The 13,150-nt window shown below is 69.6% G+C and carries 10 protein-coding genes and 6 pseudogenes; 8 read left to right on the top strand and 8 right to left on the bottom strand.

The window, feature by feature from the left end:
- Positions 1-240, bottom strand: a pseudogene (locus ABZ924_RS36150) (hypothetical protein); the annotation flags it as partial.
- A gap of 512 nt (positions 241-752) precedes the next feature.
- Between ABZ924_RS36150 and ABZ924_RS36145 the strand changes: the two are divergent.
- Complete coding sequence (locus tag ABZ924_RS36145; RefSeq protein WP_356846136.1) at positions 753-1,058, top strand: hypothetical protein; 306 nt, start codon at positions 753-755, stop codon at positions 1,056-1,058.
- A gap of 754 nt (positions 1,059-1,812) precedes the next feature.
- Positions 1,813-2,274 carry a DinB family protein gene (locus ABZ924_RS36140; protein ID WP_361919564.1) on the top strand — a complete coding sequence of 154 codons (462 nt, stop codon included), beginning with the start codon at positions 1,813-1,815 and terminating at the stop codon, positions 2,272-2,274.
- 68 nt (positions 2,275-2,342) lie between these two features.
- Here the strand turns inward: ABZ924_RS36140 and ABZ924_RS36135 are convergent.
- From ABZ924_RS36135 to ABZ924_RS36125, 3 genes and pseudogenes are all read right to left on the bottom strand, one after another.
- Positions 2,343-2,597 (bottom strand): annotated as a pseudogene (locus ABZ924_RS36135) (metalloregulator ArsR/SmtB family transcription factor); the annotation flags it as partial.
- A gap of 115 nt (positions 2,598-2,712) precedes the next feature.
- A pseudogene (locus ABZ924_RS36130) lies at positions 2,713-3,075 on the bottom strand (DUF5937 family protein); the annotation flags it as partial.
- Positions 3,072-3,437: a DUF5937 family protein gene (locus ABZ924_RS36125; RefSeq protein WP_361919562.1), complete on the bottom strand. Its 366-nt coding sequence runs from the start codon at positions 3,435-3,437 to the stop codon at positions 3,072-3,074. The gene ABZ924_RS36125 and the pseudogene ABZ924_RS36130, both read right to left, overlap by 4 nt.
- A gap of 379 nt (positions 3,438-3,816) precedes the next feature.
- On the opposite strand from ABZ924_RS36125, the pseudogene ABZ924_RS36120 reads away from it, so the two are divergent.
- Together ABZ924_RS36120 and ABZ924_RS36115 are read left to right on the top strand one after the other, a co-directional pair.
- A pseudogene (locus ABZ924_RS36120) lies at positions 3,817-4,450 on the top strand (LysE family translocator).
- A gap of 974 nt (positions 4,451-5,424) precedes the next feature.
- Positions 5,425-7,059, top strand: a complete 1,635-nt coding sequence (locus ABZ924_RS36115) for a M4 family metallopeptidase (RefSeq protein WP_361919560.1) — start codon at positions 5,425-5,427, stop codon at positions 7,057-7,059.
- 155 nt (positions 7,060-7,214) lie between these two features.
- On the opposite strand, the gene ABZ924_RS36110 is transcribed toward ABZ924_RS36115, so the two are convergent.
- Positions 7,215-7,754 carry a peptidase inhibitor family I36 protein gene (locus ABZ924_RS36110; protein WP_361919566.1) on the bottom strand — a complete coding sequence of 180 codons (540 nt, stop codon included), beginning with the start codon at positions 7,752-7,754 and terminating at the stop codon, positions 7,215-7,217.
- 408 nt (positions 7,755-8,162) lie between these two features.
- Here ABZ924_RS36110 and ABZ924_RS36105 point away from each other — a divergent pair, with 408 nt between their 5' ends.
- The gene (locus ABZ924_RS36105) at positions 8,163-9,278 is read left to right on the top strand and encodes an NADAR family protein (RefSeq protein WP_361919558.1); all 1,116 of its coding nucleotides are present in this window, start codon (positions 8,163-8,165) and stop codon (positions 9,276-9,278) included.
- A gap of 186 nt (positions 9,279-9,464) precedes the next feature.
- Entirely contained in the window at positions 9,465-9,635 is a 171-nt protein-coding gene (locus tag ABZ924_RS36100) for a hypothetical protein (RefSeq protein ID WP_361919556.1), read from the top strand.
- Between the two features lie 159 nt (positions 9,636-9,794).
- Here the strand turns inward: ABZ924_RS36100 and ABZ924_RS36095 are convergent, their stop codons facing one another.
- Positions 9,795-10,022, bottom strand: a complete 228-nt coding sequence (locus ABZ924_RS36095; RefSeq protein WP_361919554.1) for a hypothetical protein — start codon at positions 10,020-10,022, stop codon at positions 9,795-9,797.
- Positions 10,023-10,573: 551 nt separating this feature from the next.
- Entirely contained in the window at positions 10,574-11,413 is an 840-nt protein-coding gene (locus ABZ924_RS36090) for an NAD(P)H-binding protein (RefSeq protein ID WP_361919552.1), read from the bottom strand.
- A gap of 92 nt (positions 11,414-11,505) precedes the next feature.
- Here ABZ924_RS36090 and ABZ924_RS36085 point away from each other — a divergent pair, with 92 nt between their 5' ends.
- Positions 11,506-11,889, top strand: coding sequence for a helix-turn-helix domain-containing protein (locus tag ABZ924_RS36085; protein WP_361919550.1), 384 nt, complete (start codon positions 11,506-11,508; stop codon positions 11,887-11,889).
- A gap of 595 nt (positions 11,890-12,484) precedes the next feature.
- Here ABZ924_RS36085 and ABZ924_RS36080 read toward each other — a convergent pair.
- Positions 12,485-12,956 (bottom strand): annotated as a pseudogene (locus ABZ924_RS36080) (IS110 family transposase); the annotation flags it as partial.
- A gap of 90 nt (positions 12,957-13,046) precedes the next feature.
- Here ABZ924_RS36080 and ABZ924_RS36075 point away from each other — a divergent pair.
- A pseudogene (locus tag ABZ924_RS36075) lies at positions 13,047-13,150 on the top strand (IS5/IS1182 family transposase); the annotation flags it as partial.

Here is a 13,150-nt window from a genome sequence, read left to right as displayed (position 1 = left end):
CGGATCTGCCATGTCGTGGTGGTCGCGCGGGTACAGCATCAGCACCAGTGGCACGCCGACGCCCGGTATCCGGGCCAGTCGCCAGCGGTCGTCGAACCAGGTGCCTTCGTTGCGCGAGCGGCACTCGTCGCAGTCCGCCGGGTCTTCGCCGTGCCGTCGCGCCTCGGGCAGAACGGGCGGGCGGAGTGCGCAGACGCGTAGTCCGTCCGCCTCGAAGGGGCTGATGTCCCATCCGGTCATCCTTGCCAACGGAAGCCGGAGCTCGTCATCCGCAGCCGCACGTGCGTGGTCGTAGAACTCATCGGGCCGCAAGGCCGTGATCGTAAGACCAGCCGGGGGACTCGGTCTGCTGTTCAACCTCCAGCATGCGCGAGCGAGGTTGGGTTTCGGCGGGCGACGGTGTCACCACCTGGAGCAAGGGATTGGCTGTGGGCCGCCGGGACGGGTGGAGAAAGACGTCCGGCACTCGGTTCAGGCCTTGCCTTGGGCAGGTAGGGCTCGCGGTCGACCAGGGGCCCGGCCACGGGTGGTGGCGTAGGCGCCGATCCATCGACTCGTTCTCCACCTCGCTCCGGTGGGCACGTGCTGCAGGCCGTCCGGAGCGGCGTGACCAGCCTGCTCGGAGGGGTGTCCCTCACTTCCTGAATTTGTTAAACGATCAAGGCGGCTCGTAACCTTACCCACCGGTACGGGACGTTTCGCTCGCTGTGTCCCGTACGTGGCGTCTTCAGCGGGCAGCATCGGGAAGAAGTATGAAGCACGCAGTACGCCGCATCGGCGCCGCCGTGGCCACGGCGGTGTTCGCCGGCGGGATGGTCGTCGCACTTCCGGGAATGGCAAGCGCTGCAGGCCCCGGGTACCACTGCGAGAACTGGCAGTCGAACACCCACAAGTGGACCGCCTCCTGCACCGTCACTTCCGGTCAGGCGCGCGCCACGACCGAGTGCGGCAACGGCAAGGTCATCTACGGCAAGTGGGTCGGCCGCGGGCACTGGGCGTTCGGCGGCGAGTGCGGCCAGTACGCGCTCATGGCCACCTCGGTCGACTGGAAGAAGTAGCCGTCGGACCCGGGCTCAGCGCATCCATCGATCGAGTGCAGACCGGCGGCGATCGCGGTCCGTGCACGCGTGACGGGTGCACGTGAGACCTTCGGCGGAACCTGGCACCGCGCTGGGTCTTGCCGTCCGCAGCGCCGGCGCCAGGGCTTGACTCCGGCCCGGCGCTGCAGTTCCCCCCCGGCCTTGCCCGTTCCGACGAGATCACAGGAACCCCTCGGGCGTGGAGGAGCCGGCGTCCCCCGTCGTCAGACCCAGGGGCATTTCCATGGGCCGATGCGGCCCATCCGGGTGCCCGTGGTCTCACTGCCCCGGGGTGAGCGCCCGTGGCACGGAGTGCAGCATCTCCGGCCGGCGCTGCACGGCTTCCGTGGCTCCCGGTCGCTGTCCGGGGACGCGGCGTCGCAGCGAGACGCAGGCGGGGGCCGAGATCTCGGGCGCGCTGCGGGTCCCGGACCATGCGCCTGCAGCGCCCAGGCCTCCCATCGCGCGGCGAGCGAGGCGGCTTCACCGTGCGGCCCCGCGTGCGCGGTGGCGAGGATCGCGGTCACCAGGTCCTCACCGGTGGCGTCGAGCGGCGTCGCCGTCGTGCCGGTCGGAAGCGTAGCCGGCGCGCTGTCGACGGCGAAGGTAGACGGCGCGGGGAGTCGGCAGGGCGAGGGCTTGCTAACGTCGGTGTGTGATGGCCTGCACGGAGTGCGATTTCGTTTACGACCTTGCCCAGGGTCCTGCGGTCCCGGCGCTGGCCAGGAGCCACGTGGACGCGTACGCCGAGCTCCTGAAGGCAGAGCCGTCCGCGCTGCGGCGGCGCCCGGCGCCGCAGGTGTGGTCACCCCTCGAGTACGCCTGCCACGTGCGCGACGTGCTGCTCGTGCAACGCGAACGCCTGCTGGCCGCGCGGCGATGCGAAACGCCGGTCGCCGAACCCATGGGACGTGACGAACGGGTCGAACTCGACGGATACGCCGCCCAGGAGCCGACCGACGTCTCCCGCCAACTGCACTATGCCGCACAGTTGTTCGCCCATTCCCTCGATCGCCTGTCGGCCGTCGACTGGGAGCGCACGCTGATCTACACCTACCCCGAGCGGACGGAGCGCTCCCTACGCTGGCTCGCCGTGCACACCCTGCACGAGCTGCGCCACCACCTGCTCGACATGCGCCGCCAGCTGGACCACCACGGGTCTGTTGTCCCGCGCCCGGGCCGACGGGAGGCGTAGGACAGCTCATTCCCGTCGGATGGGAGGCGCCGGGTTCGACAGATGCTCCATGAGCCCGGGCCGCTGTGTCAGTCGCGCGGTGCGGCGAGAGCGGCGAGGGCCGCGGCGATCTGGTCGAGGCGGGTTGGGTCGAGGGAGTAGAGGACGTAGTAGCCCTCGCGTCGGGTGGTGGTCAGTCCCGCTTGGGTCATCTGTTGGAGGTGGCGGGAGATCACGGACTGCGACAGGCCGAGGAGGGTGGCGAGTTCCTGGGTGCTGCGGCTCTGCGTGGCGAGGCAGGTCGCGATCTGCAGGCGTGGTGCGGCCGCCAGCGCCCTGAGCGCGGAGAGGAGCCTCCTGGCTCGCGGAGCGCGGTGCGGAGGCGGGGGCGAGGGGCAGTGCCGGGTAGGTGACCCGGAGGGGCCACGGGTCGTCGCAGGTGACGCGGACGTGGGGCCACACGTAGTGGCTGGCGGTGAACGTCACCGGCCGGTCCGGGGTGACGGCGATGTCGTGGTCGTGCGGGCGGTCCAGGCGCAGAGTCCGCTGTGCCGGGTCGATGCGGATCTGCGGTACCAGGGTGCCGAGCATGGGGAAGACGCCTTGGTGGGCGATCCGATGTCCGGCATGGGCGATCGCCTCGTACAGGGTGGGTTCGACGCGCTGCCACTCCTCGGCGAAGGCGGCACTCCAGTAGTCCTCAAGCACGGTGAGCGCGCCTTCCGGGACCGGAAGGGGGTCGGTGAGGACGTCGCCCAGTCGTGCGGCTCGGCCGCGGTCGGTCGGCCGAAGCTCCGCGAGGGCGGCATCCCGGGTGGTCATGTCCTCGACCAGCTCGGACCGTCGTAGTGCGTGGTGTCGACGAGGGTCTGGGCGAGCTCGGCGGCCAGCTCCTCGGCCGGCAGCGCGCGCACTGCCGCGAGCTGGTCGCTGAAGTCCGCGTCGTGATCGTCCGCCCCGCATTCGAAGAAGGCCGGGATGTAGTCGGCCACGACGAAGCCGTGCTCGCGCATCTGCCGGCGCAGGGCCGGAGGGTGCCGGTGGCAGCGTCGTACCCAGGGCACGTGCAGGGCGTGGTGTCCGGGGTCGGTGAGCACGTGCCAGGAATGGACCGCTTCGAGCCGGGGGGAGGCGGAGAACGCGAGGTCCTCGGCTGCCGTCTCGGTGAAGCGCACAGTGATCACGATTGCATGATTCCACAATCAGTTGATCGAATTCTGCCGGGTCGTTCAGGCTCCTGGGAGCAACCCCTGGAGCCCCATGCACACCGCCCACACGTCGCGAGTCGAGAGCCGTAGACCCGATGAGCAGCCACCAGGCGCCGTGGCAGGCCGGCTCGACGCGGACGGTACCGCGTCCACCACCCACGCACACCGTTGCCGACCGCACCCTCCCGCCGGCGGTCCTGGACCGACTACTCCCGCGCCCCCTCACATTCCTGCACCGATAGCCCTCGCCCCACGCCGTACGGCCCAACGGGCGGCCCAGCACAACCACCACAACCGCACAGCAACAGCGTCGTGCCGAACGGGCACCGCGCCCGAACCAGGAAGCAACCGGCCCATGGTGTCCACCTCGAACCTTCTGGCATTCGCCGCGATGTCGCTCATCGTGATCGCCATCCCAGGACCGAGCGTCCTGTTCGTGATCGGCGAGCCCTCGCCCACGGCCGCCGAGCCGCCCTGCCACCGTCCTGGGCAACCTCCTGGGGTGCTACGCCCTCGTGCTGGTCGTGGCCCTCGGCCTGGGAACCCTGGTCCAGAACTCGGCCACTACCCTCACGGCAGTGAAATTCGCCGGCGCGGCGTACCTGGTCTACCTCGGCACGCAGGCTCTGCGCCACCGCGGCCGTCTGCGCGCGGACATGACCGTCACGGCGGACGGAGATCGCAGCGACCTGCGCACGATCCTGGACGGACTCCTCGTCGGCGTCACCAACCCGAAGGGCCTCGTCTTCTTCGTCGCGGTCCTGCCGCAGTTCGTGGACCACGACGCCGGGCGCATCCCACTTCAGATCATGGTCCTGGGCCTCGTCCCGGCCGTCATCGGCCTGCTCTGCGACACCATGTGGGGCTTGGGAGCTGCCACTGCCCGCACCTGGTTCGCCGGCTCGGACCGCCGCCTCTCGGCGGTCGGCGGCGCGGGCGGGGTCGCGCTGATAGGACTGGGCATCACCGTCGCCGCCACCCGCCACTGACCTCCTCCGGCGACCCTCGTACGAAAAGTGCGCCAAGGCCTGGACGAGGCGCCCGCCACACTCGGCGCCCTGTGGAAGCAGCGCTACCGCAGGTGCTACGGCACCCTGCAGGCCATGTGGAAGCGCCGCGGCGCCCTCACCCAGCGTGGCCGGGCCGGCAACTGGTCATCCGGCGCCGCGCCTTACGAGCAGACTCAGGATGTGCCAACCCGGCCCGAGAGATGTGCGGGGCATTCCTCTGGGGCTGTTCGCCCCACGAATGGGCGTGCCACGCCGCGGCGGATTCCGTTTGGCTTTCGCCGCGGCCCGGCTATTCGGGCGGGATCTCCCTGCGGAAGGGATCGGCACCCCCTCGGGAAAGACGCCTTTGTTGGGCGAGTGTGCGCCGAGCGTTCGGCCCGAGCGGTCTCCCGCGCCTCTCTCACCAGTGGCGTTGCTGCCGCGACCCATGCCACTGCTGAACGCCGCCCTTCTTGCGCCGTATGAGGGCGGATGTGCCGTGAGCCCTGGGTCCGGGAGGTTTCCGCTCCTCTTAACAGGCTTCTGAGTATTGCGGCAACCATTCCGTGTGGCGCATTGCCGCCACTGCCGAAGGGGGCGGCCGAAGGTGCAGACCAGAGGAACAAACCACGCATGGTGCCGTCGGTCTTGCCGGAGTTGGTGCCGAATTCCTGAATCGCTCTCACCCGTTCACCCGGCGGCATCACCGCGACGGGCCGATTCACCCGGTTTGCGCGAGTTCCACCTGGCGAGACAGCGCCAATTCCCGCCCAGGCCTGGTCAGTCGATCACGCTGATTGTCATGCTTCCGCCAGTCGCCCCGTACGGGCACCGCCGGCCGATCCCCTCCGGCGGCGCCGCACGAGCGTACGGCGCGGCACATCAGCCCTCGTTCCGCCCCCTGCAGGTACCTACCGGTGCCACGGAACGAGGCGCGACCGCACCCATGCGGTCGGATCCGGAAGGAAAGCTACGTGAAGCGAAAGCTCGCAGTCGGCGCTGCTCTCTCCGCCTCGGCCCTGCTCGCAGGCGCCCTCCAGGCCGGCGCCGGCCTGGCGCAGGCCGCACCCGCGCCCGTCCCCGCCCAGGAGCGCGCCGCCCTGCTCGCCCAGGCGGGCGCCGACGCCCCCGCCACCGCCCGCGCCCTGGGACTGGGCGGCACGGAGAAGCTGGTCGCCAAGGACGTCCTGACCGACGCGAACGGCAATCGCCATGTGCGCTACGAGCGCACCTACAACGGCTTCCCGGTACTTGGCGGAGACCTCGTCGTCCACCGGGACTCCCGGGGAGCGGTGAAGTCGGTGGACAAGGCGGTGAAGACGGCCATCGCTCCCGCCTCGCTCACCCCGAAGCTCTCGGCCGAGCAGGCCGCGGCCAAGGCGGCCGACGCCGTGAAGGCCACCATGGGCCTGACCGGGGACACCGACGAGCCGGCCCTCACCTCGGTCGACCGGACCGACGCCGCACGCCTCGTCGTCTGGGCTGCGTCCGGCACCCCGCGCCTCGCGTACGAGACCCGCGTCGAGGGCATGCGCGCCGACGGCACCCCCAGCAGCCAGCTCGTCGTCACCGACGCCGCGAGCGGTGAGGTCCTCTCCACCCGCGAAGGCGTCGAGACGGCCAACGCCACGGGCACCGGCAAGGGCGTGTTCGTCGGCTCCGTGCCGCTGACCACCAACTCCACCGGCACCACTTTTGAGTTGAAGGACGCCACGCGCGGTGGCCAGTACACCGTCAGCCTCGCCAACAAGACCGGCGGAAACGGGACCCTCTACACCGACGCCGACAACGCCTGGGGCGACGGCACCGTTGCCAACGGCCAGTCCGCCGCGGTCGACGCCCAGTACGGTGCGGCGGCCACCTGGGACTTCTACAAGACCACCTTCGGCCGCAGCGGCATCCGCAACGACGGTGTCGGCGCCTTCAGCCGGGTCCACTACGGCCGCAACTACGTCAACGCGTTCTGGAGCGACTCCTGCTTCTGCATGACGTACGGCGACGGCGCGAGCAACACCCACCCCCTGACCGAACTGGACGTCTCCGGCCATGAGATGACCCACGGCGTCACGGCGAGCACGGCCGGCCTGAACTACTCCGGCGAGTCCGGCGGCCTGAACGAGGCGACCTCCGACATCTTCGGTACCGCCGTGGAGTTCCACTCCAACCTGTCCTCGGACAAGGGCGACTACCTCATCGGTGAGCTCATCGACCTCAATGGCAACGGCACGCCGCTGCGCTACATGGACAAGCCCTCAAAGGACGGCAAGTCGGCCGACTACTGGTCCGCCTCGGTCGGCAGCCTCAACGTCCACTACTCGTCCGGCGTCGCCAACCACTTCTTCTACCTGCTGTCGGAGGGCAGCGGCGCGAAGACCATCAACGGCGTCGCCTACGACAGCCCCACCTACGACGGCTCCACCGTCACCGGTATCGGCCGCGACAAGGCCGTCCAGATCTGGTACCGGGCGCTCACCGTGTACATGACCTCCACCACCGACTACAAGGGCGCCCGCGCGGCCACCCTGAAGGCGGCGGGCGACCTGTACGGGGCGACGTCCGGGGAGTACCAGGCGGTGGCCGCGGCCTGGTCCGGTGTCAACGTCAACTGACGGCCGATACACCGCTGCGCGCCGGCAGGGCCCTGGGGGAGTCCTGCCGGCCGCCGCGCCGTGCGGACCGCGGTCCGAGCCGGTCCCGTCCACGGCGGCACCGGGTAGCAAACACGCACGGTGCACACGGACATGCACCGACGTGCGACGGCCCCTCACCCTGGGGGGCCTGAGTCGTGCGGCTGCGGGGCCCGGCTGCTTCCGGCCGACCATGTTCTGACCCGCCCCTGGACTCCGTGCCCGACGGCCGCAGACCCGCGAAACCGTAGAGGGCGGGGTTCTACGGACAAGTCAGCAGTACTTGAAGGAACTGATCTTGTCGTTGATCCAGCGGGGAACCGAGGGCCATCGTTCCCAGGGTCCGATTTTGAATTCCAGGCCGCCGTACCAGTTGACCGGCTTCCGGTGTTGTTCGCCACCGACGACGTGATGTCCTGCATGCCCTTGTCCCCGGTGGAACTACGTGCCAGCTTTCCCATGTCCCCGACGTTCTGATTCGACGCCACAGAGCCGAACTCGTGGTCGTAGACAAACTTCCCTTGGATGAAGTTGCCCTCCGACCACAGGCAGACGTAGCCGTTGGGGCACGACCCCGTCCCGTATCCGATGTCGAAGGCAGTGGCGGCGCTCGCGGATGTGGCCGTGGCCGTGATCAGCCCCGTGACGGCCGCAGCACCCAGTCCGAGCCTCGTCATCTTCCTTTTCGACGACATCACGTTCCCTCCTTCTTACGGTTTCCGGCCTGAGTTTCGGCTCCTCGGTGGCGCAATGGGTGCCGGCCGGCATCCGCTGATCACGATCGCAGGGCCGGGGGTTGGTCGAGCCGGTGCCGAACGCCGGCCCGTACCCGGGCCGGGGGACCAGTGCCAGGCACCGGCTCGAAGGGGCGCTGCCGCCGGCGAGCCTGGGCCCGTCCATCCTCGGACGGCCGGGGCGTCGACCTGCCTTGATCACGGGGGGCGGCTCCGTCCGTTGCGATGGCGTCGGCCGCCGCGCCGAAGCCCACCGCGCTCGCCGGCACCCCGACCGCGGCCGGGCAGGGGAGGCCGGCGATGACGACAATCGAGGTGCCTTCCGGCCGGTCCGTCCGGCATCATCACGGCATGATCGGCAACCGGATCACCCATCGCACGGCGGACGGCGTCCGCATACCCGGCACCTGGCGGCACGCGTTCATATGCAACGGCGGCTCCTACTTCCTCACTGACCTCTTCATCTACGCCGACGGGCTCGTCGACTGCTGGGAGCTGGTCACCCTCGAGGAGTTCGAGCAGAAGCTCCGCTGCGGATGGGTGGCCACCAGCCTTCCGGACGGCGGACGCGCCTCGGCGCACCACCTGGCCTCGTGGACGTTCGGTGCACCGCGGACCTGGCTGACTCCGGACCTGCTGCTCGCCGAAGTCCGCGACACCATCGACGAGCTGAACGGCCGCCCCGACTCGACCGCCCGCTGCCTCGCCGCGGTGGACGTCTTCATGGCGGACCGTACGGAGGACAACCGGGCCGCCGCCCGGGCCGCCTACTTGGCCGTCCCCGAGACCGTGCGGCGCTACGCGCTCGGCGACATGGACCGCAAGGACTACCCCCTCCGGGTGCTGGTGGCCGGGCCCGGCGGCCGGACCCCGGACGAGCGCGGGAAAAGGGTCACGCAGGAGGAGTACGACGAGGCCGTCGCATACTTCGAGGACCGCGAGCAGTGGCTCGCGAAGGCCCCTTCACGGGTACCGGCCGACGGGCCGGCCGAGTCCTTCGCCCCCGGAGTCAAGATCTACCACTCGTATCCGCAGCGCGCGCTCGAAGACCCGGGCAAGCAGGCGCTGCGCAACGACTACCCCGCCCCGATCACCGTCGGCCACGTCACCTACCCGTCGGTGTCGCACGCCTACTGGGCCCGGTCCGTGGCCGAACCGGAGGCTCGGACCGCGGTCGTGGCGGCGGAGTCGGGCGCGAAGGCCCGTACGGTTGCGGCCGCGGCGCCGCGGCTCGAAGGTTGGGAGCAGGTCCGGACGGCGGTCATGGCCCGTCTGCTGCGCGCCAAGTACGAGCAGCATCCCGACCTCGCGGCGATCCTGCTTGCCACGGGTGACGCGACCGTGCTCTACGACGACGCCGACTCGGGCTTCTGGGGCGAGAACGGGGGTCGGGGCCGCAACTGGACGGGCCGCCTCCTGGAACTCGTCCGCTCCGAACTGCTGGCCCGGCAGACGTTCATCGACTGACGTCGTTCCTGCCGGGCTCGCCCCAGCGGTCTCACCGCCCCCGCTTGCTTGCCGGGCAGGGCCTTCCGGACTGCTTCGAACGAGCCGTTTTCTGAGCGGCATCCAGACGGATTTGGTAGGGATGGGTATGGGGCTGTCAACAGGTGGCGCCAGCCGGACGCTTTGGCGGGTGAGGGGCTGATTGCGATGGGGTGGCTGCCGACAACACTGCAATGGTGCCGGCTGTGCGCCGCGGACGAGGACACTGGCGAGGCGCGGTCCGTCACCGTCACCAGGGATGGTCTGATGGTGGTCTGGCACATGGCCGACTGCCTGCACTACCGGGCCGACCGGGTCCTGGCCGGCCGCGAGGACTGACGACTCGGCCCGCCTCCATGACCGAGGCGCGGTCGGTATCAGGTGCGCCTGCGGCGGTGGGGAGAGAGGCCGGCGGTCGCCAGGGTGGCAGCTGGCGCTTCTGGCCCTCGCCAGGCGGGAATGGGAGTCGCGCCGGGCGCGGGCTGAAAGGCCCGCCGGTCAGGCGACCTCCTGGCGCTCGGGCGTCTTTCGCGTCTTCACGCCGCCGACGATGAGCGCCAGCCCCACGACGACGATGCCGAGGTAAGCGGCGGACGGAAGGTCGACGACCTTGTGCATCCAGCCCCACTCCGTGCCGATGAAGGTCTGCGAAGCGAAGCTGACAAGCCCCTGGGCTCCGACGACGTAGCCGATGCTTTCGACGGTGTATCCGATGGTTGTTCGCATGGATCAACCCTCTCGCGGCGGTTCCGCAAGATCGTCGTCCACAGGGCCGCATTCTGAGTAGGCCGAAGGATGTAGTCGCTTGCGGGCGAGCACCGGCACAGCACGCCACCGTGGCAGGGGAGTGGTGACACACTCCCGTCGCAACCAATACCAGGCCACCCGGGTCACCGGCTTCCGGCCGACTGGCTTCGCTGAGACAGGTCGGTCACGCCGCGCGCGGCGCGGCACAGCGCTACCCTGTCCGAGGCCGGGCACGGCCCCCGAATCCGGCCTGGTCACCCCGCGCAACTCCTGTCCCCGCGAGCCATAGCCACCGACCGGATCCGGCGCGGTCGTCGGTGAGGGGTACGTGTACGGGTTCGGACCGCGCGTGGAGTGACACCGCGGAGTCCTTGCCCGCACTCTCCCGTTCCCCGGCCTCCGCCCGCAGCTGCGCCAGGTGGAGCAGGCCCCCGGGACGCGAGTGGCACCTCGACCCCGCCACCGCGGCACGGGTTCCTGCAGTTGCCGTCGCGCGAGGCTGTCCGGCGCCGACTCAGCCGGGTCACGGCTCAGCGAAATGCGGCGACGTTACGGGCGGCCCAGCTGTTGAAGGGGCGCGGGGCGCGGCCGAGGACCCGCTGAACGTCCGGGCTGATCCGCAGTTCGGCGGCGTTCGGGGCGGCGATGATGTCCAGGGTGTCGTCGGCGAGCTCCGGCGGAACGAACCGGGTCATCGCGTCCTTGGCCTCCTCGCGGGTGAGTTCGTGGAACCGCACCGGCGCTCCGAGCGCGGCGGCGATAGCTTCCGCCTGCCGGCGCGGCGTGATCACCTCGGGCCCGGTCAGCTCGAGGACTGCGCCGGTATGCCGGTTGTCCAGCAGGCAGGCCGCCGCGACCTCGGCGATGTCCGCCGGGTCTACGACCGGAACCCCGACATCGCCGAAGGGCGCGGAGACCGTCCCTCGCGTGCGGACGGACTCCGCCCAGGCCAAGGCGTTGGAGGCGAAGCCACCCGGTCGCAGGACAGCCCAGTCCAGACCGGACTCCCTCAACGCGTCCTCCACCGCACGCATCGCGATCCGCGACGGGCCGAGCGGCCTGGTGGCCACGCCCTGCGAGGACAGGAGGACGATCCGGCGGACCCCGCTGGCCACGGCCAGGTCGATCACGTCGGTCGGCCTGGCTTCGGGGGCGTGCAGGTCGCCGGACAGCAGGAGGAACAGCGCCTTCGCCTCCTCCAACACGCCGGCGAGACCATGCGGCTCGGCCAAGTCGGCCGGCACGTGTCGGACTCCATCCGGTACCGCCGTCGCGTGCCTCGACACCGCTGTCACCTTCTCGCCCGCCTCGATCAGAGCCTGCGTCAACGGCCGGCCCACGTTCCCGGTAGCCCCGGTCACCACAATCATGTTCAGCTCCTGGTCAGTTGTGCGCTGTGACGGCCGACGCTAGGAGACGGGCTTACTTTCCGTAAGGACGTACCCAGAGGTAAGCTCCGGATATGAAGGAAGGCGCGCAGCTGACGCAGGCCGAGGCGAACAAGCCGTATGAGGTGTTTCACACCGACTGCCCCGCACGCGACGTGGTCGACCACGTGACCAGCAGGTGGGGCATCTGGGTCCTGATCTCCTTGCGGAACAGCAACCTTCGTTTCTTCGAGCTGCGCGACAGCATTCAGGGCATCAGCGAGAAGATGCTCGCTCAGACACTGCGCGCCCTGGTCCAGGACGGCCTGGTCTGGCGGGAGGTCGAGCCGACGACGCCACCCCAGGTCACTTACGGGGTGACCGAGTTCGGCCAGGACATCGCCGAACCCCTGAAGGACTTGTTCGACCGGATCACCCGGCGGCTGCCGCCCGACCAACGTCCACCGCGGAACGGCTGACCCTGCAACCGGCTCGTGATGATCTTGAAGATGAGTGTTGTCACGGCCGCCGCGGCTCTCACACCGTCCCCGTCCCCTGCCACCACCCGCGCACTTCACGATCACCGGCTCTGCCCAGCCCTCGACCGTGTTCTCCTCGCCGTGGGCGCGGGGGACCGGCCGGTCGGGGCCATCTCGCTCCAGAGGTCGTTCTGCCGGACCCCGTCGCGGACACGATCGTTCCCCGGGCCCCTGCGGCGGGCACGGATGTCCTTGCAAGGAATGCCAGCCCCTCACGAAACGCCGCAAGACAAGCTCCATGCGACCTACTTATTCCCTTTTACTGACGGGAGTGGCGATCTGTTCGAACGCGGGGATGCCCATGAAGACGGAGAAAGCCCTGCGGTCCGGGGTGGCCACCGCAGCGACGCTCACGCCCGGCGCATCCCGCCTCGTCGGCAACCGTGGCGAACATGCGCTGAGGCGTCATACGGGTGAGACGTGACCAGCGCAAATGCTGCTCGTCCGCAGAGAAGATCGGCCCCCTTTCCGGTATCTTCCCCTGCTCCCATGCCAGCTGCAGTTGGTCCAGCTCGCGGAGATAGAGAAGGTGTGAGACCTGCCGAAGCCGGTTGATCATCTGTTGCCGGTCCCAGATGGCGTCCTGGTGAGCGCGGGCCAGGACGGCAACGGCCTGCCCCGCTTCGCTGTCGTCGGGCAGAGGCCTGTGGGCATGCCGGTCGGTCCGGAGGATGTTGGCCAGAACCCGCGCGTCCGCTGCGTCGGACTTGGCTCGGGAGACGCTGGCGCGGTCACGATATCGGGCACGCGGCCAATGGGTTGATTGCGTAGATCTGGCGGCCGGTGGCCCGCAAGGCGGCGACGAGAAGCCCGCGGGGCGTCTCGATGGCGACCGGGATCGGTTCTGCTGCACTGTCACTGTGCTGGGCCAGGAGTTCCATCAGTGCGTGGAAGCCGGCGCTGTCGTCGCTGATCCGTAGCTTTGCAACTTGCGTTCCGTCCTGGTCGACCAGGGCTATGTCGTGATGCCCTTCCGCCCAGTCAATGCCACAGAAGATCTTGTTCAACCCTGTGCCTCCGTACGGATCTGCAGGTTGGACCCGTGCAGAGCACGCGGAGCGCTCTAAGAGGCCATCTCATTTGGGTGGTTGGGTAGGCTGTCGGTTGTGGTGGGGATTGTTGAGCGGCTGGTGCCGGACGAGTTGTGGGAGTTGTTCCAGCGGGTGGTGCCGGAGGCGCCGTCGCGGCCTCAGGGCGGTGG

The organism is Streptomyces sp. NPDC046876 (assembly GCF_040645035.1).
Classification (GTDB): Bacteria; Actinomycetota; Actinomycetes; order Streptomycetales; family Streptomycetaceae; genus Streptomyces.
This window is presented reverse-complemented; position numbering and strand designations above follow the sequence as displayed.